Below are 19,678 nucleotides of genomic sequence, written 5' to 3'. Positions count from 1 at the left end.
GTCCTCTTTAAAATGTTAGGGGTTAAAAGCTCGCGGGCTGGTTTTCATTTCATACGCAGTTCGCCTTGCCGTACTTTTTGTACGTTTTCGGCTTAATGCGGTTGAACGTGAAATGCCTTTTGCGATACGTTTTTCATTGCCCTCATCATACAAAAGAAAAATTAGCACAAAATTAGTATATCGCTAAACTTCTTTCACTTTTTTACAGTGTTACTTCGCTAAGCTCACTCGCACCCATAGCCCCGTTGGGAAGTGGCGGCTGTCGCGTAGCTCAATTTTTCCGCCATAGTTTTGGACAATTTGCTGGGCGATGGCAAGCCCTAATCCTGATCCCATTTGGTCTGAGCCAAGTATGCGATAGAACGGGTCGAACACGCGTTGGCGTTCCGCTGTAGGTATGCCGTTGCCGTTGTCTTCCACGTTCAAAATTAAATGCTCTGCCCTGTCTTCCGCCCAGAGGTCAATGCGGCTGCCCGTTGGCGTGTAGCGAATGGCGTTATCCACTAGGATTTTGATTAAAAGATAAAGTTCCGTTTCGTTGCCTTGAAAGAAAATCGGTTGGGGCGACTCCACGCCTAAATCTTGTTGTTTTTGTTCGGCGAGGGGGTATAAATCGGCGATCACTTGGCTAAATACTGATTGAATGGCACATAAAGTGCGGTGCGTTTTTTCGCCGTTTTGCATTCGAGCTAAGGAAAGTAATTGCTCCAAAAGATGGCGACTGCGTTGAATGCTTTGGTTGAGCTGTGCTACTTGCTGGACGGTTTCCGTCGGTAGCGGGTGCTGAGTGAGGCGTTCCGCCTGTAAGGAAATCACTGTCATTGGGCTACGCAATTCGTGCGAGGCATCGGCGATAAAGCGTTTTTGCTGTTGAATGAAGCGATCCGTGCGTGCTAAAAATTGGTTGATCGCCAACACGAAGCCCGTAATTTCATTGGGTAAATGGTTTGTCGGCAAGGGGGTGAGATCTTGCTGAGAACGTTGTAGCACTTTTTGCGAAAGCCGTTCGATGGGTTGCATTGTTTGGCGTGTGATCACATAAATCAGCACGGCGATAAGGGGCAAAATCAGCATAAAGGGAAGAAAATTCGCCAGTGCGGCGTGAATGGCTAAATCTTCGCGGTATTCATTTTCTTGTAGCACCACGATAACGCCTTGCGGCACGGTGCGAAGATAGCCGCGATACAACTTGCCCGCGTTTTTTAGGTCATAATGAAAGGAATTTTTTTTGTTATTCAATACTGCATAATGCCCTTTTTTTCGTGCGAAGGTGTAAAAATCATTTTGTGGATTTTCGGGCAATTTGAGCTGATCCGTAGGTTTATCCTTTGCAATAAAGTAAACCGCGATGCCGTTTTCATTGTATTTTTCTTCGTGTACAAAGTGCGGTGAGATGTAGCTCGAAATTTGTTTGAGCATTTCATCTTGCAGTTTATGAGTTTGGTAATAGGTATCGTAAAACGCCCAACCGCTGCCTAAAATCGCAACAATGACAACGGTCAAAATCAAGCTGAAACTGAGCCTTGCTTTTATGGAACGCATTATACCGCCTCCGTTTTCGCCATTAGCCAGCCCACGCCTCGCACATTTTTTATTCGCTCTTTGCCGAGTTTTTTCCGCAAGCTGTGAATAAGAAAATCAATGGCATTGCTCTCCACCTCTTCGCCCCACGCATAGATTTTGTCTTCTAGCTCCGCTCTGGAATGGATAATCCCCGCCCGCGTCATTAGCACTTGGAGCAAGGCAAATTCTTTGTTGCTCAGCGGAATGGCTTCGCCGTTCACTTCCACTTGGTAGGTGGTGGGGTCAAGGCTCATATCGCCGTTGATTACTTTCGGCGAGCTTTGTCCGTAATGGCGGCGTAAAATGGCACGAATGCGGGCTTGTAACTCGTTCATATCAAAGGGTTTTATCAAATAATCGTCTGCCCCGCCGTCTAGCCCCGCTAAACGGCTGTCTATGTCATCGCGGGCGGTAACGATTAACACGGGCGTGGTATTTTTCTGTTGGCGTAAGCGTTGCAACAACTGCAAGCCGTCTTGCCCTAGTAACCCGAGATCCAACAAGACGAGATCATAGGTTTGCGTGATTAATGTCTGCTTGGCAGTATTTCCGTTGTTCACCCAATCCACCGCATAATGGCTTTCTTTGAGGCTGTCCGCCATTGCCTGTGCGATCATTTTGTCATCTTCCACTAATAAAATTCGCATTTTGCCTCCCAAAAAACGGATAAAAAACAACCGCACTTTATCAATGCGGTTGCTGAAGTCAAATCTCATTCGGTGTTAGAAACGCTCGCCCGTGTTGGCATCAAGGCGAAGTTTTTCGATTTTGCCATTCACGATCATTTTAACCTGATACTGCGGACGATCTTTTTTCACTTTAAATTCAATCTCTTTGATTTTGCCGCCCGTTTGCTGTTGGGCGATGTCCATTGCTTGGGTGAGTGAAATTTTCACCTCTTGCTGTAAACGCTGGCGTTTTTCAGCCTGTTCCGCTTTTTGCTCAGATTTTGATCCCAACACGTCCCCCGTTTTGGCATCAATTTTAAATTCCTGCGTTTCGCTGTCTTTCAGCAATTTCACTTCATAGTAGAGATTGTCTTTCTTGTGCTTGAGTTCCACCTCGATCACTTTGCCGTCGAATTTGGATTTTGCCTGATCCATCGCTTGTTGTGCGGTGATGCTGGCTTGATCAAATATTGCGGTGTCTTTCAAGCTGTCCGCATAAGCCGTTCCCAATGCCCCGAAGGTTACTGCACCGATTAAGGCGGTGGCTAAAAGTGTTTTGCGTAAGTTTTTCATTGTTATACTCCTTTGTTAATCATTAAAATTCATCGTAGGTTGCTGTTCGCTTCCTTAGCGACGGGAGCATTATAAAAAGCCAGAATTAGCAAAAAATTAGCAAACACATTTTTTTGAAAAAATTGCACCGCTCACAGAAGCCTTTAATTCACTTCCTTAATGCGTAGCTCTCGCGGCACTTCAAACACCGTGTTTTCTTCACAGCCTTGTAGCTCTTCCACTTGGGTTACGCCAAGCTCTTTCAGGCGGTTCACCACCGATTGTACCAGCACTTCAGGGGCAGATGCTCCTGCGGTAATACCAATCGTAGAAACATTGTTCAGCCAAGCTTCTTCAATGTCATTAGCATCATCGATCAATTTCGCAGTAACGCCCATTCGGGTAGCCAGCTCTGCCAAGCGGTTTGAGTTTGAGGAATTTTTCGATCCCACAACGATCACCAAATCCGCTTGCTCCGCCAGCTCCCGCACCGCTTGCTGGCGGTTGGTGGTGGCATAGCAAATATCATTTTTACGCGGCCCCTGAATGGCGGGATATTTCGCTTTTAACGCTGAGATCACCTCGCTAGTATCGTCAATAGACAGGGTGGTTTGCGTCATAAAGGTAATGTCGTCCTCTTTGCTCAACGCCAGTTTGGCGATGTCTTCCACATCTTCCACCAAATAGATCCCGCCCTCCGCGTTATCATATTGCCCCATTGTGCCTTCCACTTCGGGGTGGCCTTCGTGTCCAATTAGCACGGCTTTTGTGCCTTTGCGACTGGCTCGTGCCACTTGCATATGCACTTTGGTAACCAACGGACAGGTGGCATCAAACACTTTTAACTCGCGTTTTTTCGCTTCTTGACGCACCGCTTGGGAAACGCCGTGAGCGGAAAAGATCACAATCGCCCCATCTGGCACTTCGTCTAATTCTTCTACGAACACCGCGCCACGCTCACGCAAACCATTGACCACAAAGCGATTATGCACCACTTCGTGGCGAACATAGATCGGTGCACCGTGAATTTCTAAGGCTAATTCCACAATGCTAATGGCACGATCTACGCCCGCACAGAAACCACGCGGGTTGGCTAAAATAATTTTCACTTGGCTTTCTCCGTTTTCTTCTCGCCATTTTTTATTGCGTCAATGGCAAGCAATGCCGCCCCAATACAAATGGCAATATCTGCCACGTTAAACACGGGATAATGCCATTGTTGCCAATAAAAATCGAAAAAATCCACTACAAAGCCGTGGTAAGCCCGATCTGCCATATTGGCTAACGCACCGCCAATAATTAGAGCATAGGCACTATTTTGTAAGCGTTGGCTTGCTTTATTTTTGGCTAAAAATACGCAAAGCATTGCGGAAATGCCGATAGCAAGCAAAATGAAAAAGGTTTTTTGCCAGCCTGAATGATCCGCTAAAAAGCTAAAGGCTGCCCCATAGTTGCGGACATAGGTGAGGTTAAAAATAGGCAAAATTTGCACGCTGTCATACAGGGCAAAATGGCTCACAACGGCATATTTACTCAATAAATCGATGCCAAAAACCACCGCACTTAGCCAAAGGAACGCAAGTCCTGATTTTTTTAACATTGGGTATCCTGTTTTATTCAGCGAATGTTTTTATCGCTACAATTCGCTATTTATTAATACGGGCAGACACACAGGTCCGCCCCTTGTATATTAAAATTAGGGGCTGTCCTAGATAACTAGACTAAACTCCCTTTAACCAATTGTTTTAAAATAGAAATTTGACTTTTTATATTGCTGTAATTAAAACGCCATTCACATTCCTTTAAATAAAGCTCAAAATGCGCTTTTGGGATACCATTAAATTTTCGTAAATGGCGTTTTGCTTGGCTCCAAAAATTCTCAATTCCGTTAATGTGGTTATGATTTTCAGCAAAATGTGTGCTGTGATTGATACGAAAATGACTAAATTCACTCACATCAAGCACGTCATAACTACGATAATTATCGGTGTAAACAATACTATCAGGCTTTACCTGCTCCCGAATAATGGGTAACAAGGTGGCAGATTGCGTATTTGGAACCGCAACGGTATAAACCTTGCCATTGCGCTTGAGAAGCCCGAATACCGCAATTTTCCCTGCCGCACCACGACCACGTTTGCCTTTGCGAGCACCGCCAAAATAACTTTCATCGGCTTCAATTTCACCTTCAAACATCTCTAAGTGAAGGCTGTTTTGATAGATGAGTTGGCATAAACGATGAAAGTAATATGCGGCAGTCGTTTTGTTTACATTGACTAACTCTGCTGCTGTCCTTGCAGTAACACCTGCAACAAATAGCTCAATGAGTTTATTTTGTTTGTGCTGACTTAGACGACTTTTTCTCATTGGTTCATTCTAACCTAAATAGATTTTTTAGTTGTTATCTAGGACAGCCCCTAAAATTAATATAAAATAGCAACAAAACCCCGTTATCTGCATCTCGCGTCCGCCCCAAGCAACAAACCGAGTTGTAGCAATGAGAGCAGATAACATTTCACCAAAAAACCGAACAGTTGCCAGACTTAAACCCGAATGCAAGGCAGGTTAATGATGAATGAACAAACTTATTGTGGTATTGATGTTGCTAAACGTCATTTCGTCATTGGGCTTTCTACCCAAAAACGAACAAAAACCGAAACCAACAATCCGAAAGGGATTGCACATACCATTGAGTATTTACGTCGTTTCAGTGTGGACTTAATTGTCCTTGAAAGCACCGGTGGGCTTGAACTCCCATTAGCTAAAGCACTCCACCGCACAGGCTTTCGTGTGGTGATTGCTAACCCGCGACAAACCAATCAGTTTGCGATGTCGCAGTCACTAGCAAAAACCGACAATAAAGACGCCAAAATGTTGGCTTTTTACGCCCAAATGCTCGCAATGCGTGATAATGTAGCACAGCAGCTTTACATACCACCCACTCCCGAGCAGGAACAGCTTGAAGCCCTTGTTTCACGCCGTAATCAGCTTGTTGAAATGCGTTTTGCGGAGAAAAACCGCCTTGAACAAGTTCATTCCACACAAGTATTCAGTGTTGAACAGCATATCGACTATCTCAGCCTGCGTATTGATGAGCTGGATAGGGAAATCGAACAGCATCTCAAACATTTTGACGATACAATAAAAAAGTTTAAAGACATCAAAGGGTTGGGTACACAAACAATAGCCGTTTTGATGTCAATGTTGCCTGAGTTAGGTCAATACACACATAAACAAATCGCTTCACTTGTTGGTGTTGCACCCCATCCTAAAGAAAGTGGCAACACCAAATGGAAAAGCCGCTGTTCAGGTGGTCGCAAAGCCGTACGAAATGCACTGTATATGGCAACATTTGTTTGTGTGCGTTTTGAGCCTAAACTTAAACAATTTTACGAACGCTTACGTGCTAATGGTAAGGCGTTCAAAGTGGCGATTAACGCCTGTATGCGTAAACTTCTCACCATTTTAAATGCGATTGTCCGCGATGACTCGCAATGGGACGCTCACGCACTTTAATTAACGAATTTGTATTTTTGCTTTTTAGCTGAATACAGTTGCTACACAACACATAGGTTCGCCCCGACAAATAGCTATAACAAAAAGCGTGCGAAAAAAGCACCGCACTTTGTTATTTTGCAGACAAAGTGCGGTCGGATTTTTTGACGTTTTTTACGCGAAATGTCTGACTTCACCCTCGCCGTCCACGTTTTCCACACAACGAGAACAAAGCGTTGGGTGGGCGGCGTTTTGTCCGATGGTGTCGGAATAATGCCAGCAACGCGGGCATTTTTCGTTAGCAGAACGCACTACTTTCACTTTAAAGCCGTCCACTTCACCGCCCTCAACATCAGCTTCGGCAAGTGGTTTCACTTCGGCTTTTGAGGTAATCAGCACAAAGCGTAATTCATCGCCTAATTGAGATAAAATCTTCGCGTATTCTTCGTTTGCGTAAAGGGTAACTTCCGCTTCCAATGCCGCACCGATCACTTTATCCGCACGGGCTTGCTCTAATACGCGATTGACTTCATCACGCAGTTTTAGCACTTGTTGCCAGTAAGCGTCATTCATTGTTTCATCAGCGTTCAATGGGAATAATCCCTTGTAGAACTCTTCGGTAAACACAAATTCCGCACGCTCACCAGGGATATATTGCCAAATTTCATCAGCGGTAAAGGATAAAATTGGGGCAATCCAACGCACGAGGGCTTCGGCAATATGCCACAATGCAGTTTGACAGCTACGACGTGCGAGGCTGTCCGCTTTGGTGGTGTATTGGCGATCTTTGATAATATCTAAATAGAACGATCCCATTTCGATCGAGCAGAATTTCATCAACCGCTGAACAACCGCGTGGAATTGATAATTATCATAGGCTTCTTGGATTTCTTTTTGTGCGTTTAAAGCACAATCCACCGCCCAGCGATCGAGTACGATCATTTCTTCTGGTTTAACTAAATCACGTTTTGGGTCAAAGCCGTTAAGGTTTGCCAATAAGAAACGGGCGGTATTACGAATACGGCGATAGCTGTCTGCCGCACGTTTGAGGATTTCATCAGAAACCGACATTTCCCCTGTGTAATCGGTGGAAGCCACCCATAAACGTAAAATATCGCCGCCGAATTTGTCCATTACCTCTTGCGGTGTAACAATGTTGCCGATGGATTTCGACATTTTACGCCCTTGTCCGTCCACCGTGAAACCGTGGGTAAGTACTTGTTTATACGGAGCTTTATTGTCTGTAGCAGTAGAAAGCATTAAGGACGACATAAACCAACCGCGATGTTGATCCGAGCCTTCCAAATACATATCTGGCTCTTTGCCGTTAAACTCTGGGCGAACTTTTACGACAGAATTATAGGTTGATCCTGAATCGAACCACACATCAAGGGTGTCTGGCACTTTTTTGTAATCTTTCGCTTCTTCGCCAAGCAATTCCGCAGGATCGAGATCCCACCACGCTTGAATGCCCGCTTGCTCCACGCGTTTTGCCACTTCTTCGATTAATTCCAACGAACGCGGGTGTAACTCTTCCGTGTCTTTATGAATAAACAGGGCGATCTGCACATTCCAAGTACGCTGACGGGAAATACACCAGTCTGGGCGGTTTTCTACCATTTTTTCAATGCGTGCTTGACCCCAATCTGGGATCCAACGCACTTTTTTGATTTCCTCTAACGCCTGTTTGCGTAAGCCGTTAGTTTCCATTCCGATAAACCATTGTGGTGTGGCACGGAAAATAATTGGTGTTTTGTGTCGCCAGCAATGCGGGTAGCTGTGGCGAATTTTTTGTACTTTTAACAGATTGCCTTTTTCAATGAGTTTTTCAATTACTAAGTCGTTACTTTCAAAGACTTTTTTGCCCGCGAAGAATGGCGTGTTGTCATTAAAGACACCTGCGTCAGTAATTAAATTCGCCATTTCTAAGCCGTATTTTTGTCCGACAATATAGTCGTCCTGACCGTGATCGGGAGCGGTATGCACTAAGCCCGTACCGCCGTCAGTGGTAACGTGATCGCCCAAAATCACAGGCACGCTATACTCATAGAATGGGTGGTTAAAGCGGAGCAATTCTAAATCCGCCCCTTTGGCTGAGCCTAGCACTTTCACATTTTCTTCGCCAAGGGCTTTTTGCACGCTTTCCACCAAATCTTTGGCTAAAATCAAACGTTTATCGCCAAATTGCAGCAGTTGATAATCTAAATCCGCATTCACCGCAATGGCACGGTTTGATGGCAACGTCCAAGGGGTGGTTGTCCAAATTACAGCGAAAATTTTACCACTACCCGTTTCTGTTAAATTGAATTGATTTAACACCGCACTTTCATCAACGGCAGGGAATGCCACATAGATTGACGGCGAGGTTTTATCTTCGTATTCCACTTCCGCTTCAGAAAGTGAAGAAGCACAATCCAAGCACCAATGCACAGGCTTATAACCTTTGTATAAATGGTTGTTTTCCACCACTTTGGCAAGGGTGCGAATGATGTTCGCTTCGGTGTCATAATTCATTGTTAAATAAGGATTATCCCAATCCCCCAACACGCCTAAGCGGATAAAATCTTTCTTCTGCCCTTCTACTTGTTCATAAGCATATTTGCGACATTCTTCGCGGAATTGTGCGGCAGAAATTTTATCGCCCGCTTTACCTACCAAGCCTTCCACTTTTAATTCGATCGGCAAACCGTGGCAGTCCCAGCCCGGGATATAAGGGCTGTCAAAGCCCGCTGCGGTTTTAGATTTAATAATAATGTCTTTTAAAATTTTATTTACAGCGTGTCCAATGTGAATTGAGCCGTTGGCGTAAGGAGGACCATCGTGCAGAATAAAGGATTTTTTCCCCTGTGCTGCTTGTCTGATTTTGTCGTAAAGTTTTTTCTCATACCAATTTTTTAGCATTGCTGGCTCGCGTTTTGCCAGATCGCCACGCATTGGGAAACCTGTCGCTGGCAGGTTTAGAGTGTTTTTGTAATCTACAGTTTCATTCAACATTTGTTTTTTCCACGTTGTATAAAAATAAAATTTTGCATTTAATGCACAATGATTCCCGCATTATACGCATAAATAGCCTAATGTTAAAGAATGGGGGCTGGGAATTGTTATTCAATCCCTGATTAAAGTGCGGTGCTTTTTTGGAAACTTTTTTACCGCACTTTAAGCCATTGAACTCGTTCTTTTGGCTTGGCTAAAATAATCCTTTGCCACTTCCACATCTTTGGCAATTTGCTCTTTTAACGAGTCAAAAGAAGGGAATTTCACCTCATCACGGATTTTATCGCAGAGTTCCACTTGCAAGGGTTGCCCATAAATATCTTGTTTAAAATCAAACAGATGAACTTCGAGCAGTTGCTTCACACCATTAATGGTCGGGCGACGACCGATATTTGCCACGCCCTTATATTCCGCACCATTTGGCAATTTCACTTTCACCGCATAAACCCCTTTGACGGGATTGACTTGGCGTTGCAAACGAATGTTCGCGGTAGGAAAGCCGATGGTTCGCCCTAATTTATTGCCTTGCACCACGCGCCCATAAATACAATAAGGCTTGCCTAATAATTGCTGGGCAAGGGCTAAATCGTCTTCCGCCAAGGCTTGACGAATTGCCGTGCTACTAATACGTTGCTCATTCAGCTGAAAACTGCAATTATCTTCCACTGTAAAGCCATATTTTTCGCCCGCTTGTTGCAATAAGGCAAAATCCCCTTGCCTCCCTGCACCGAAGCGAAAATCATCGCCGATACTCAAAAATTTCACCTTGAGCCGCTGTACCAAGTATTCTTGAATAAACTGCTCGGCGGAAAGGGAAGCAAAAGCCCGATTAAATTTGATACGAACCACATAATCCACGCCCAAATCCGCTAATGCACTTAATTTGTCCCGCAATCGCATTAGTCGTGGCGGTGCTTTATCCCCCATAAAATATTCGCTCGGCTGAGGCTCAAACAACATCACCACCATTGGCAAAGACAACGCCGTGGCTTTTTCGCGTAAATGGCGTAGCACAGCCTGATGCCCCAAATGCACACCGTCAAAATTACCAATGGTTAAAGCACAGCCCTGCTGCAACGCTTGGGGTAAATGGTTCAATCCTCGAATTAATTGCATTATTTAATTCCGTTATCAAAAATCATCGCATTATTATAATAAAATAACAAAATCACACCGCACTTTAATTTTCTACCGACTTATTTACCGATACAAAATGAGCTGAAGATGCTGCCGAGTAAATCATCGGAGGTAAACTGCCCAGTGATTTCGCTGAGGTGATTTTGCACCATTCGCAATTCTTCGGCGAGCAATTCGCCCGCGTGAAATTCAGTGAGCTGAATTAGCCCTGCTTGCAAATGTAAATCCGCTTGTTCTAGTGCTTCCAAATGGCGGCGGCGGGCTAAGAAGCCCCCTTCGGCACTGGTGTTATAACCCATTGCTTGCTTCAAATGTTCACGCAGTAAGTCCACGCCCACTTGGGTTTTCGCTGAAAGGCTAATGGTGGTTTGCCCATTTTGTTCGCGGAGAGTTTCTGCCTCGCCACTCAAATCCGCTTTGTTTCGCACAAGAGTTAAAGGGATATTATCGGGCAATTTTGCCAAAAATTCTGACCGCACTTGCGCGAGATTTTCTTCGCTATCAGTGCTGTCCAACATCAGGATAATGCGATCTGCTTGCTCAATTTCGTCCCACGCACGGCGAATCCCAATGCGTTCTACTTCATCGGTGGCATCACGCAAGCCTGCGGTATCAATGATATGCAACGGCATTCCGTCAATATGAATATGTTCCCGCAACACATCACGGGTTGTGCCTGCGATATCGGTAACAATGGCAGCTTCACGCCCTGCCAGTGCATTAAGTAGGCTAGATTTTCCCGCATTTGGGCGACCCGCGATCACTACTTTCATTCCCTCACGCAAAATCGTTCCTTGCTTGGCTTCCGCTCGCACGCTGTCAAGTTGAGCAATAATTTCACGCAATTTGGCTTCGATTTTGCCGTCGGCTAAGAAATCAATTTCTTCATCAGGAAAATCGATCGCCGCTTCCACATAGGTTCGCAGATAAATGACGGAATCCACCAACTGGTTGATTTTGTTGGAAAATTCCCCCTGCAAGGATTTTAAGGCTGAGCGTGCTGCTTGCTCAGAAGTGGCATCAATGAGATCGGCGATCGCCTCTGCTTGTGCAAGATCGAGTTTGTCGTTCAAAAATGCCTGCTCGGAAAATTCCCCTGGACGTGCTAAGCGAACGCCTTTCACTTGCAAAATGCGTTTGAGGAGAAGATCTAAAATGATCTGCCCACCGTGTCCTTGCAATTCAAGCACATCTTCGCCCGTGAAAGAGTTTGGGGCTTTGAAGAATAACGCAATTCCCTGATCTAACACCGTGCCATCGCTATCTTTGAAAGGCAAATAATTTGCCAAACGCGGTTTGAGAGGCTTGCCTAGCACCTCTTCAGCCACCTGATTGGCTAAAGGCCCTGACACCCTTAAAATCCCCACGCCCCCACGTCCGATCGGCGTGGCTTGGGCGACAATGGTTTCTTTTGTCATAAAAAATGTTTCCTAAAAACACCGCACTTTAAAATGCTTAGATTTTGTTAAGTTGATTTTAAATTTTTCTCAATGAGTTTTTAAATTTCTTCAATGACTGATTCGCCTGTTTCTTGCTCGCCGTCTAGCCATTGCCACTGTTCATTTAAACACAATTTGCCTGAAGGCAAGGAGGAAATTTTACTAACGCATTTGCCTAGGCGGTTTTCAAATTGCTGATTAAGATGTTGATAAGTAAAGCTAATTTCATTATCAGAAATAAATTTGCCAATCAGAAAACCTTTTTTAATTTCACCGCCTGCGTACTCAGCCCAAATCATCGTGCCTTGTTGAAAATAATGAAAACGCGTTTGGTTACTCACTTCCCCACTTTCGCTATTTACAACGGCGGCGAAGATTTTTTGGTTGAGGTTATACTCCATTACCATTCCTTACAAAGACAAATTTACTTTATTATATATTATTAAGTATTTATCTTTACTCATTTTTCTAGTAAAAATTGAAAATCCTCATAGCCTAAAGCGATATTCGAAAACACAATGAAAGATATAAAGTAAAAAAGGCGATCCATCGATCGCCTTTTCAGTAAAGTTTGTAATTATTTATTGCAACTTTCACAAGCAGCAGTAAACATCCACACTAATTTTTCTTGCTCTTTGATGTAGTCGCTCATTTGTGAAGCTGTACCTTCATCATCAGCATCGGCAGCTAAGGCGAGGATTTCGCGTTGTTGTTCCAACAAGGTTTTGAAACCACTTAACGTACCGCTTAAGCATTCTTGTGCTTCGCTTACACTAACGTGTTCTTTAATTAAAGATTTGGTTAAATATTCGCTGAACGCATTGCTTGGCGTATAGCCTAAAGTCAAAATACGCTCTGCGATTTCGTCCACTTTCACCACTAAATCATCATAAATTTCTTCAAATTTTGCGTGTAATTCAAAGAAGTTTACCCCTTTAATGTTCCAGTGATAACCACGCACGTTCATATAAAATACTTGATAAGTCGCAAGTAAGTTATTGAGTTCTTGTGCTAATTTTTCTGAAGTTGCTTTGTCTAAGCCGATATTTGTTGCCATAGTATGTTCTCCTCTATTTTGTTGGAAGTATGATAGGGATTAATCCCTTACAAATAAAATGGATATAAATGATAGATTTGATAGTTTAAAACTATTTATTATCAAAAATTTGATAGCTTTAAGTTTTCAACCAGTTAGCAATTAACGCCTTACCCTGTTCTGAAATATAGGATTCTGGGTGAAATTGTACGCCAAAAATCGGCAAATGGCGATGCTGCATTGCCATAATCACATCGTCTTCGCAAGTGGCGGTAATCTCCAATTGTGGCGGAAAATGCTGCTGCGAGACCGCCCACGAATGGTAAAGCCCAATTTGAAATTGCGTAGGCAAGCCGAAAAATAGGGCAGAATTTGACCGCACTTTGATTTGTTTCGCTTGCCCGTGTCGCACTTGCGGTAAATTATACAAGGTTGCACCAAAAAACTGGCATAGGGTTTGATGCCCAAGACAAACCCCTAAAATCGATTTGCTATGCTGATAGTGTTCCAACATCGCAAACAGTTGTGGATAAGCACTCGGCACATCAGGGCCAGGAGAAATCAAAATATGGCTAAAATTGTCCACTTCATCAAGGTTTAGCTGTTCCACATTCACCACAGAAAACGGCACGTCAAATTGACGAATTAAATCCACTAAATTATAGGTAAAAGAATCGTGATTATTGATAATTAATAAATTTGTGTTCATTCTGAAGATTTTCTACAATGCTGGCATTTGATTATCTTACTTGATTAGCCCTTTTTATGCTATTGAATGACTTGATTTCACAAGCCAACCAACTAGGAAACCAGCGAACGCCCTTTTTCTTTTTGATTGATTTTGAACAGCAAAAGCCCATCATTTGCCCTCTTGAACAATGTGCAGAGCAAGGCATTTGGTTTGAATTTGCCAGCCAAAATAATCTTGCAACGGCACAAAAAGCCCCCCCAAAACAGCCCTTTAAGCTAGAAAAATTTCCCATTGATTTCGCCACTTATCAGCAAGGTTTTGAGATTGTGCAGCAAGCGTTACAGCAAGGAAATTCCTATTTGCTTAATCTGACTTATGCCACGCCGATTGCGATAAATTACGATCTAAATACACTTTTTTCTGCCACGCAGGCGAAATATAAACTCTTGTTTAAAAACGAGTTTGTCTGCTTTTCCCCTGAACCTTTCGTGAAAATCTCGCATAACCAAATTTTCACTTACCCAATGAAAGGCACGATTAATGCCAACTTGCCTGATGCAGAAAATCAATTGCTCAATTGCGAAAAAGAACAACGGGAACATTACACCATTGTGGATTTAATGCGTAATGATCTGGCTATCGTAGGGCAAAATGTGCAAGTAAAACGCTTTCGTTATTTAGAAAAGATTTTTACCGAACGTGGCGCGATCTGGCAAACAAGTTCTGAAATTTGTGCCGATCTTAAGAAAAACTGGCAAGCCAACATCGGCACAATGCTTAGCCAACTTTTACCCGCTGGCTCAATCAGCGGTGCGCCGAAAGAAAAAACCGTTGCCACCATTCAACAAGCCGAACTAGCACCACGGGGCTATTACACTGGCGTGTTTGGTATTTTTAACGGCGAAAGCCTAGAAAGTGCGGTGGCCATTCGCTTTATTTCTCAGCAAAACGGAAACACTGCTTTCCACAGTGGCGGCGGCATCACTATTCAAAGCCAAGCAGCGCAAGAATATCAAGAATTGTTAGAGAAAATTTATGTTCCACTTAAATATCAGGAAGGTGAAAAATAATGAATTTTCCTCTGTTTGAAACCCTATGCATTGAAAAGGGACAAGTGCAAAATCTTGCCCAACACCAACAGCGTTATGAAACTAGTCTGCGTGAATTTTATGCAGGGCAACCTTATGAAATTTTTTCCCTAGCAAAAATTCTGCGAAAAAACACCGTACTTTGGGCGAACAACCAAAGCTCGCTTATCCGCTGCCGTATCGACTACAACGCCACGCAATATCACCTGCAATGTTTTCCCTATCAGCGTAAAACCTACCAACGCTTTCAACCCGTAATTTGCGATGACATTGACTACCACCTCAAATACAGTGACCGTGCTATTTTCAATGAATTGCTGAAACAAAAAGGCGACTGCGATGAGATTATGATTATCAAAAATGGTAAGGTAACGGATTGTTCCATTGGTAATCTGGTGTTACGCCAAGGCTCACAATGGTTCACCCCCGACAGCCCATTGTTAATCGGCACCCAACGCACCGCATTGCTACAACAAAATAAAATTAAAGTGCGGTCAATTTTTCTCACGGATTTAGCTGACTATGAGGAAATTAGACTGATTAATGCGTTAAATCCGTTGTGAGTTTTTAACCGCTCTTTTGATGATTTGTGTAGGGCTAGGCTGTGTGCCTGCCCGAATAGAGTGGTTGTGTTAAATGTTGGGCGGACACATCGGTCCGCCCCTTGTATATTAAAATTAATATAAAATAGCAACAAAACCCCGTTATCTGCATCTCGCGTCCGCCCCAGGCAACAAACCGAGTTGTAGCAATGAGAGCAGATAACATTTCACCAAAAAACCGAACAGTTGCCAGACTTAAACCCGAATGCAAGGCAGGTTAATGATGAATGAACAAACTTATTGTGGTATTGATGTTGCTAAACGTCATTTCGTCATTGGGCTTTCTACCCAAAAACGAACTAAGACCGAAACCAACAATCCGAAAGGGATTGCACATACCATTGAGTATTTACGTCGTTTCAGTGTGGACTTAATTGTCCTTGAAAGCACCGGTGGGCTTGAACTCCCATTAGCTAAAGCACTCCACCGCACAGGCTTTCGTGTGGTGATTGCTAACCCGCGACAAACCAATCAGTTTGCGATGTCGCAGTCACTAGCAAAAACCGACAATAAAGACGCCAAAATGTTGGCTTTTTACGCCCAAATGCTCGCAATGCGTGATAATGTAGCACAGCAGCTTTACATACCACCCACTCCCGAGCAGGAACAGCTTGAAGCCCTTGTTTCACGCCGTAATCAGCTTGTTGAAATGCGTTTTGCGGAGAAAAACCGCCTTGAACAAGTTCATTCCACACAAGTATTCAGTGTTGAACAGCATATCGACTATCTCAGCCTGCGTATTGATGAGCTGGATAGGGAAATCGAACAGCATCTCAAACATTTTGACGATACAATAAAAAAGTTTAAAGACATCAAAGGGTTGGGTACACAAACAATAGCCGTTTTGATGTCAATGTTGCCTGAGTTAGGTCAATACACACATAAACAAATCGCTTCACTTGTTGGTGTTGCACCCCATCCTAAAGAAAGTGGCAACACCAAATGGAAAAGCCGCTGTTCAGGTGGTCGCAAAGCCGTACGAAATGCACTGTATATGGCAACATTTGTTTGTGTGCGTTTTGAGCCTAAACTTAAACAATTTTACGAACGCTTACGTGCTAATGGTAAGGCGTTCAAAGTGGCGATTAACGCCTGTATGCGTAAACTTCTCACCATTTTAAATGCGATTGTCCGCGATGACTCGCAATGGGACGCTCACGCACTTTAATTAACGAATTTGTATTTTTGCTTTTTAGCTGAATACAGTTGCTACACACTAAAGCCCCTTGAATCTGTTGTTGTTCAATGGAAAAGGTGCTAGGATCAGTTCAATATTCGTTCAAGTCTATTAAAGAGAAACCAAATGTTTAAAGAAAAAGGTTATGATGAATTTTTAGCGGAAAAAATCCGCCGTGCTGATGAAGATTTTAAAGCGGGGCGTGTTTTAACGCTAGAAGAATCCAGACGACAAACACTTGCATTGCTTGAACGCAAGGCGCGTGAATTCGAAGAAATGGAAAATCATTCCTATGTATAAGGTTATTGTTAGCCAAGAAGCACAAAATAACATCAATCATATTGTAGAAAATGTAGCTGAATTTACCTATTCTTTCATCAGTGGTATGAAACTCTACCAAGATATTCACGCCAAAATTGATATGATTGCCTTTATGCCCCAAGCTATCGGTCGAATGCGCAATGATGGAACGCGCGAAGCCTTTTGTCGTGGTTATCGTATTGTTTATGATATTTTAAACGATGAAGTGCATATCAAAACCATTATTCATAGTCGCAGGCTTTATCCACGTCCTTAATAAGCACGTTATACAAATAGATTTTCCTTTCAGTTTTCGGCAAGATTGCATAGAATAAAACCATCTTTTCATTCAATAAAAGGAAATAAAATGACAAAAATTATTCATACCGAAAAAGCACCAGCGGCGATTGGGCCTTATGTACAAGCGGTGGATTTAGGCAATTTAGTGCTAACTTCTGGGCAAATTCCGGTTAATCCTGCAACAGGTGAAGTGCCTGTGGATATTGTGGCTCAAGCACGCCAATCTTTAGAAAATGTTAAAGCCATTATTGAGCAAGCAGGTTTAAGCGTGGCTGATATTGTGAAAACGACGGTTTTTGTTAAAGACTTAAATGATTTTGCTATAGTAAATGCAGAATATGAACGTTTCTTTAAAGAAAATAATCACCCTAATTTCCCTGCACGTTCTTGTGTGGAAGTGGCTCGTTTGCCTAAAGATGTGGGCTTAGAAATTGAAGCGATTGCCGTAAGAAAATAATTTGCAGGTAAACATAAGGGCGAGATGATCGCCCTTTTTTATTTTAATTTTCGCTATGCGAAAGCATATTTGATCAATCCAAACGCAATAAACCACATAATTACCCCTGTAGTGAAATCAAGCAGTCGCCAAGTAATCGTTTTTTGGAAAAGGGGAATAAGCAATCTTGCACCATAGCCTACAGAGAAAAACCATAATCCTGAAGCGGAAATCGTTCCTAGCAAAAAGGCGAATTTTTGTTCCGCACTTAATGTTCCCGCGATGCCACCGACAATAACGATCGTATCAAGATAAACGTGAGGGTTGAGAAAGGTTAAGGCTAAGGCGATAAGGATGATTTTTTTCAATGGCAAGGTTGTGTCTTGCTCAAGTGCCAGAGCGGTGTTATTGCGATAGGCGGAGAGGAAAGCTCTTGCCCCATAAACCAGTAAAAATAATCCCCCTACTAAGGCTAATATTACACTGGCAATTTTTTCTTGGCTAATGAAATGCCCTAAGCCAAACACGCCAAGGGAAAACAACAAGCAATCACAGAGAAAAAATAATGTACAAAGTACAAAAACATGCTGTTTGAGCAAGCCTTGTTTAAGTAAAAATGTGTTTTGTGCACCAATGGTGGCGATAAGCCCAAAGCACATTAAAAAGCCTTGTAGATAAAATTCCATTGCTTTCCTCTAGTTATTCCCTAATGATTCAAAACGGCGATTATAAAAGCCATAGGTGAAAATAATCAATCACAAAGGGCAAATTTCCTTAAACTTTGCCTTATTAAGTAGTACACTATCCGCCATCGTTTTTTGTGATTTTTGAGGGATAAAATGAAACCATTTTTAATTGCCCCATCGATTTTATCAGCGGATTTGGCGCGCTTAGGCGAAGACGTGGAAAACGTGCTAAAGTGCGGTGCAGATTTAATTCATTTTGATGTAATGGATAACCATTATGTGCCGAATTTAACCTTCGGCCCTGCGGTATGCAAAGCCTTGCGTGATTACGGCATCACCGCCCCCATTGACGTGCATTTAATGGTGAAACCAGTAGATCGTTTAATCCCTGATTTTGCCAAAGCAGGGGCGAATTACATCACTTTCCACCCTGAAGCCACAGAACATATTGATCGCTCATTGCAACTTATTCGTGATAATGGCTGCAAAGCAGGCTTGGTGTTTAATCCCGCTACGCCATTAAGCTATTTGGATTATGTGATGGATAAAGTAGATATGATCTTGCTAATGTCGGTAAATCCGGGATTTGGCGGTCAGTCTTTTATTCCTGCTACGCTGGAAAAATTAAAACAAGCTCGCCAACGTATTGATGAAAGTGGTTTGGATATTCGTTTAGAAGTCGATGGCGGAGTGAAAGTGAATAATATTGCGGAAATTGCACGCGCAGGGGCGGATACTTTTGTGGCTGGCTCGGCAATTTTCGATCAACCCGATTATCAAAAAGTGATTGACGAAATGCGTCAAGAATTAAGTAAGGTAAGCAAATAATGACATCACAATTTAAACTTATTGGGTTCGATTTAGACGGCACGCTAGTAAACAGCCTGCCTGATTTAGCCCTTTCGGTGAATTCTGCGTTAAGTGAAGTGGATTTGCCGCCAGCGCCTGAAGAATTGGTGCTAACTTGGATCGGCAATGGCGCGGGCGTATTGATTGGACGCGCATTGGAATGGGCAACCGCACAAACTGGCAAAACATTAAGTGCGGTGGAAATTGAGCAAGTAAAAACGCGCTTTAATTTTTATTATGGCGAAAACCTGTGTAATTTCAGCCGTTTATATCCTAATGTGAAAGAAACGCTGACCGCGTTAAAAGAACGTGGCTTTATTTTAGCCGTGGTAACCAATAAGCCAACGCAACACGTTCTCCCTGTGCTAAAAGCCTTTGGCATTGATCATTTATTTAGCGAAACCTTGGGAGGACAATCCTTACCACAAATCAAGCCGCACCCAGCACCGCTTTATTATTTATGCGGTAAATTCGGCTTATACCCAAAACAAATTTTATTTGTGGGTGATTCAAGAAATGACATCATTGCCGCCACTTCCGCAGGCTGCCCTGTGGTGGGATTAACCTACGGCTACAACTATAATATTCCAATTGCAGAATCTCACCCAGACTGGGTTTGCGATGATTTCGCCCAAATTCTGCAAATTGTTCAATAAAGAGAAAGG

The 19,678-nt window shown here is 43.1% G+C and carries 23 protein-coding genes; 9 read left to right on the top strand and 14 right to left on the bottom strand.

Annotated elements, in window-relative coordinates; genetic code table 11:
- Positions 1-15: 15 nt before the first annotated feature.
- From DXZ23_RS15490 to DXZ23_RS10620, 7 genes are all read right to left on the bottom strand, one after another.
- On the bottom strand, positions 16-168 hold the full coding sequence (locus tag DXZ23_RS15490) for a hypothetical protein (RefSeq protein ID WP_156127751.1): 153 nt from the start codon (positions 166-168) through the stop codon (positions 16-18).
- Positions 169-210: 42 nt separating this feature from the next.
- Positions 211-1,542 carry an ATP-binding protein gene (locus DXZ23_RS10645; RefSeq protein ID WP_017805311.1) on the bottom strand — a complete coding sequence of 444 codons (1,332 nt, stop codon included), beginning with the start codon at positions 1,540-1,542 and terminating at the stop codon, positions 211-213.
- Positions 1,542-2,210, bottom strand: a complete 669-nt coding sequence (locus DXZ23_RS10640; protein ID WP_021723626.1) for a response regulator — start codon at positions 2,208-2,210, stop codon at positions 1,542-1,544. The genes DXZ23_RS10645 and DXZ23_RS10640 overlap by 1 nt, the downstream gene beginning before the upstream one ends.
- Positions 2,211-2,285: 75 nt before the next feature.
- Positions 2,286-2,804 (bottom strand): PepSY domain-containing protein, encoded by a 519-nt coding sequence (locus tag DXZ23_RS10635; protein WP_017805309.1) that lies wholly within the window; start codon positions 2,802-2,804, stop codon positions 2,286-2,288.
- A gap of 143 nt (positions 2,805-2,947) precedes the next feature.
- Entirely contained in the window at positions 2,948-3,892 is a 945-nt protein-coding gene (gene ispH, locus DXZ23_RS10630) for a 4-hydroxy-3-methylbut-2-enyl diphosphate reductase (RefSeq protein WP_017805308.1), read from the bottom strand.
- Positions 3,889-4,383 (bottom strand): signal peptidase II, encoded by a 495-nt coding sequence (gene lspA / locus DXZ23_RS10625; protein ID WP_017805307.1) that lies wholly within the window; start codon positions 4,381-4,383, stop codon positions 3,889-3,891. Before lspA ends, ispH begins: the two co-directional genes overlap by 4 nt.
- Before the next feature lie 116 nt (positions 4,384-4,499).
- On the bottom strand, positions 4,500-5,150 hold the full coding sequence (locus DXZ23_RS10620) for an IS1595-like element ISHpa1 family transposase (RefSeq protein WP_017805439.1): 651 nt from the start codon (positions 5,148-5,150) through the stop codon (positions 4,500-4,502).
- Positions 5,151-5,351: 201 nt separating this feature from the next.
- Here DXZ23_RS10620 and DXZ23_RS10615 point away from each other — a divergent pair, with 201 nt between their 5' ends.
- The gene (locus DXZ23_RS10615; RefSeq protein ID WP_017805811.1) at positions 5,352-6,299 is read left to right on the top strand and encodes an IS110 family transposase; all 948 of its coding nucleotides are present in this window, start codon (positions 5,352-5,354) and stop codon (positions 6,297-6,299) included.
- 153 nt (positions 6,300-6,452) lie between these two features.
- On the opposite strand, the gene ileS is transcribed toward DXZ23_RS10615, so the two are convergent.
- The 6 genes from ileS to DXZ23_RS10585 all read right to left on the bottom strand — a co-directional run bounded on the left by ileS (position 6,453) and on the right by DXZ23_RS10585 (position 13,593).
- The gene (gene ileS, locus DXZ23_RS10610) at positions 6,453-9,272 is read right to left on the bottom strand and encodes an isoleucine--tRNA ligase (RefSeq protein WP_017807294.1); all 2,820 of its coding nucleotides are present in this window, start codon (positions 9,270-9,272) and stop codon (positions 6,453-6,455) included.
- A gap of 162 nt (positions 9,273-9,434) precedes the next feature.
- Positions 9,435-10,388, bottom strand: a complete 954-nt coding sequence (gene ribF, locus DXZ23_RS10605; protein ID WP_017807295.1) for a bifunctional riboflavin kinase/FAD synthetase — start codon at positions 10,386-10,388, stop codon at positions 9,435-9,437.
- An 80-nt stretch (positions 10,389-10,468) separates the two neighbouring features.
- The gene (gene mnmE / locus DXZ23_RS10600) at positions 10,469-11,827 is read right to left on the bottom strand and encodes a tRNA uridine-5-carboxymethylaminomethyl(34) synthesis GTPase MnmE (RefSeq protein WP_017807296.1); all 1,359 of its coding nucleotides are present in this window, start codon (positions 11,825-11,827) and stop codon (positions 10,469-10,471) included.
- A gap of 80 nt (positions 11,828-11,907) precedes the next feature.
- The gene (locus tag DXZ23_RS10595; RefSeq protein ID WP_017807297.1) at positions 11,908-12,249 is read right to left on the bottom strand and encodes an avidin-fold protein; all 342 of its coding nucleotides are present in this window, start codon (positions 12,247-12,249) and stop codon (positions 11,908-11,910) included.
- A gap of 176 nt (positions 12,250-12,425) precedes the next feature.
- Positions 12,426-12,905, bottom strand: a complete 480-nt coding sequence (locus DXZ23_RS10590; RefSeq protein ID WP_017807299.1) for a Dps family protein — start codon at positions 12,903-12,905, stop codon at positions 12,426-12,428.
- Between the two features lie 118 nt (positions 12,906-13,023).
- The gene (locus tag DXZ23_RS10585; RefSeq protein ID WP_017807300.1) at positions 13,024-13,593 is read right to left on the bottom strand and encodes an anthranilate synthase component II; all 570 of its coding nucleotides are present in this window, start codon (positions 13,591-13,593) and stop codon (positions 13,024-13,026) included.
- A 56-nt stretch (positions 13,594-13,649) separates the two neighbouring features.
- Here DXZ23_RS10585 and DXZ23_RS10580 point away from each other — a divergent pair, with 56 nt between their 5' ends.
- The 6 genes from DXZ23_RS10580 (at position 13,650) to DXZ23_RS10560 (ending at position 17,499) form a co-directional block, all read left to right on the top strand.
- On the top strand, positions 13,650-14,645 hold the full coding sequence (locus DXZ23_RS10580; protein WP_017807301.1) for an aminodeoxychorismate synthase component I: 996 nt from the start codon (positions 13,650-13,652) through the stop codon (positions 14,643-14,645).
- Positions 14,645-15,226 carry an aminotransferase class IV family protein gene (locus tag DXZ23_RS10575; protein ID WP_017807302.1) on the top strand — a complete coding sequence of 194 codons (582 nt, stop codon included), beginning with the start codon at positions 14,645-14,647 and terminating at the stop codon, positions 15,224-15,226. The genes DXZ23_RS10580 and DXZ23_RS10575 overlap by 1 nt, the downstream gene beginning before the upstream one ends.
- A gap of 259 nt (positions 15,227-15,485) precedes the next feature.
- Complete coding sequence (locus tag DXZ23_RS10570; RefSeq protein WP_017805811.1) at positions 15,486-16,433, top strand: IS110 family transposase; 948 nt, start codon at positions 15,486-15,488, stop codon at positions 16,431-16,433.
- Between the two features lie 135 nt (positions 16,434-16,568).
- Positions 16,569-16,742 carry a hypothetical protein gene (locus DXZ23_RS15485; protein ID WP_017807304.1) on the top strand — a complete coding sequence of 58 codons (174 nt, stop codon included), beginning with the start codon at positions 16,569-16,571 and terminating at the stop codon, positions 16,740-16,742.
- On the top strand, positions 16,735-17,019 hold the full coding sequence (locus DXZ23_RS10565; RefSeq protein ID WP_017807305.1) for a type II toxin-antitoxin system RelE/ParE family toxin: 285 nt from the start codon (positions 16,735-16,737) through the stop codon (positions 17,017-17,019). Before DXZ23_RS15485 ends, DXZ23_RS10565 begins: the two co-directional genes overlap by 8 nt.
- A 90-nt stretch (positions 17,020-17,109) precedes the next feature.
- Entirely contained in the window at positions 17,110-17,499 is a 390-nt protein-coding gene (locus tag DXZ23_RS10560) for a RidA family protein (RefSeq protein WP_017807306.1), read from the top strand.
- A gap of 53 nt (positions 17,500-17,552) precedes the next feature.
- Here DXZ23_RS10560 and DXZ23_RS10555 read toward each other — a convergent pair whose 3' ends face one another.
- Positions 17,553-18,164 carry a LysE/ArgO family amino acid transporter gene (locus tag DXZ23_RS10555; protein ID WP_017807307.1) on the bottom strand — a complete coding sequence of 204 codons (612 nt, stop codon included), beginning with the start codon at positions 18,162-18,164 and terminating at the stop codon, positions 17,553-17,555.
- Between the two features lie 153 nt (positions 18,165-18,317).
- Between DXZ23_RS10555 and rpe the strand changes: the two genes are divergently transcribed.
- Both rpe and DXZ23_RS10545 read left to right on the top strand, forming a co-directional pair.
- Positions 18,318-18,992, top strand: coding sequence for a ribulose-phosphate 3-epimerase (gene rpe, locus DXZ23_RS10550; protein ID WP_021723619.1), 675 nt, complete (start codon positions 18,318-18,320; stop codon positions 18,990-18,992).
- Positions 18,992-19,669, top strand: a complete 678-nt coding sequence (locus DXZ23_RS10545; protein ID WP_017807309.1) for a phosphoglycolate phosphatase — start codon at positions 18,992-18,994, stop codon at positions 19,667-19,669. Before rpe ends, DXZ23_RS10545 begins: the two co-directional genes overlap by 1 nt.
- Positions 19,670-19,678 lie beyond the last annotated feature (9 nt).

It is taken from the genome of Avibacterium paragallinarum, from assembly GCF_900450705.1.
Classification (GTDB): Bacteria; Pseudomonadota; Gammaproteobacteria; order Enterobacterales; family Pasteurellaceae; genus Avibacterium; species Avibacterium paragallinarum.
This window is presented reverse-complemented; position numbering and strand designations above follow the sequence as displayed.

Bases quoted from the DNA above. Each gene is read 5' to 3' on its own strand.
- DXZ23_RS10590 (WP_017807299.1), bottom strand. From the start codon at position 12,905: ATGGCAACAAATATCGGCTTAGACAAAGCAACTTCAGAAAAATTAGCA.
- ribF (WP_017807295.1), bottom strand. From the start codon at position 10,388: ATGCAATTAATTCGAGGATTGAACCATTTACCCCAAGCGTTGCAGCAG.
- DXZ23_RS10570 (WP_017805811.1), top strand. From the start codon at position 15,486: ATGATGAATGAACAAACTTATTGTGGTATTGATGTTGCTAAACGTCAT.
- DXZ23_RS10560 (WP_017807306.1), top strand. From the start codon at position 17,110: ATGACAAAAATTATTCATACCGAAAAAGCACCAGCGGCGATTGGGCCT.
- DXZ23_RS10615 (WP_017805811.1), top strand. From the start codon at position 5,352: ATGATGAATGAACAAACTTATTGTGGTATTGATGTTGCTAAACGTCAT.
- DXZ23_RS10580 (WP_017807301.1), top strand. From the start codon at position 13,650: ATGCTATTGAATGACTTGATTTCACAAGCCAACCAACTAGGAAACCAG.
- DXZ23_RS10635 (WP_017805309.1), bottom strand. From the start codon at position 2,804: ATGAAAAACTTACGCAAAACACTTTTAGCCACCGCCTTAATCGGTGCA.
- ileS (WP_017807294.1), bottom strand. From the start codon at position 9,272: ATGTTGAATGAAACTGTAGATTACAAAAACACTCTAAACCTGCCAGCG.
- DXZ23_RS10595 (WP_017807297.1), bottom strand. From the start codon at position 12,249: ATGGAGTATAACCTCAACCAAAAAATCTTCGCCGCCGTTGTAAATAGC.
- DXZ23_RS10565 (WP_017807305.1), top strand. From the start codon at position 16,735: ATGTATAAGGTTATTGTTAGCCAAGAAGCACAAAATAACATCAATCAT.
- DXZ23_RS10555 (WP_017807307.1), bottom strand. From the start codon at position 18,164: ATGGAATTTTATCTACAAGGCTTTTTAATGTGCTTTGGGCTTATCGCC.
- DXZ23_RS10585 (WP_017807300.1), bottom strand. From the start codon at position 13,593: ATGAACACAAATTTATTAATTATCAATAATCACGATTCTTTTACCTAT.
- lspA (WP_017805307.1), bottom strand. From the start codon at position 4,383: ATGTTAAAAAAATCAGGACTTGCGTTCCTTTGGCTAAGTGCGGTGGTT.
- DXZ23_RS15485 (WP_017807304.1), top strand. From the start codon at position 16,569: ATGTTTAAAGAAAAAGGTTATGATGAATTTTTAGCGGAAAAAATCCGC.
- DXZ23_RS10620 (WP_017805439.1), bottom strand. From the start codon at position 5,150: ATGAGAAAAAGTCGTCTAAGTCAGCACAAACAAAATAAACTCATTGAG.
- DXZ23_RS10575 (WP_017807302.1), top strand. From the start codon at position 14,645: ATGAATTTTCCTCTGTTTGAAACCCTATGCATTGAAAAGGGACAAGTG.
- DXZ23_RS10640 (WP_021723626.1), bottom strand. From the start codon at position 2,210: ATGCGAATTTTATTAGTGGAAGATGACAAAATGATCGCACAGGCAATG.
- DXZ23_RS10545 (WP_017807309.1), top strand. From the start codon at position 18,992: ATGACATCACAATTTAAACTTATTGGGTTCGATTTAGACGGCACGCTA.
- rpe (WP_021723619.1), top strand. From the start codon at position 18,318: ATGAAACCATTTTTAATTGCCCCATCGATTTTATCAGCGGATTTGGCG.
- DXZ23_RS10645 (WP_017805311.1), bottom strand. From the start codon at position 1,542: ATGCGTTCCATAAAAGCAAGGCTCAGTTTCAGCTTGATTTTGACCGTT.
- mnmE (WP_017807296.1), bottom strand. From the start codon at position 11,827: ATGACAAAAGAAACCATTGTCGCCCAAGCCACGCCGATCGGACGTGGG.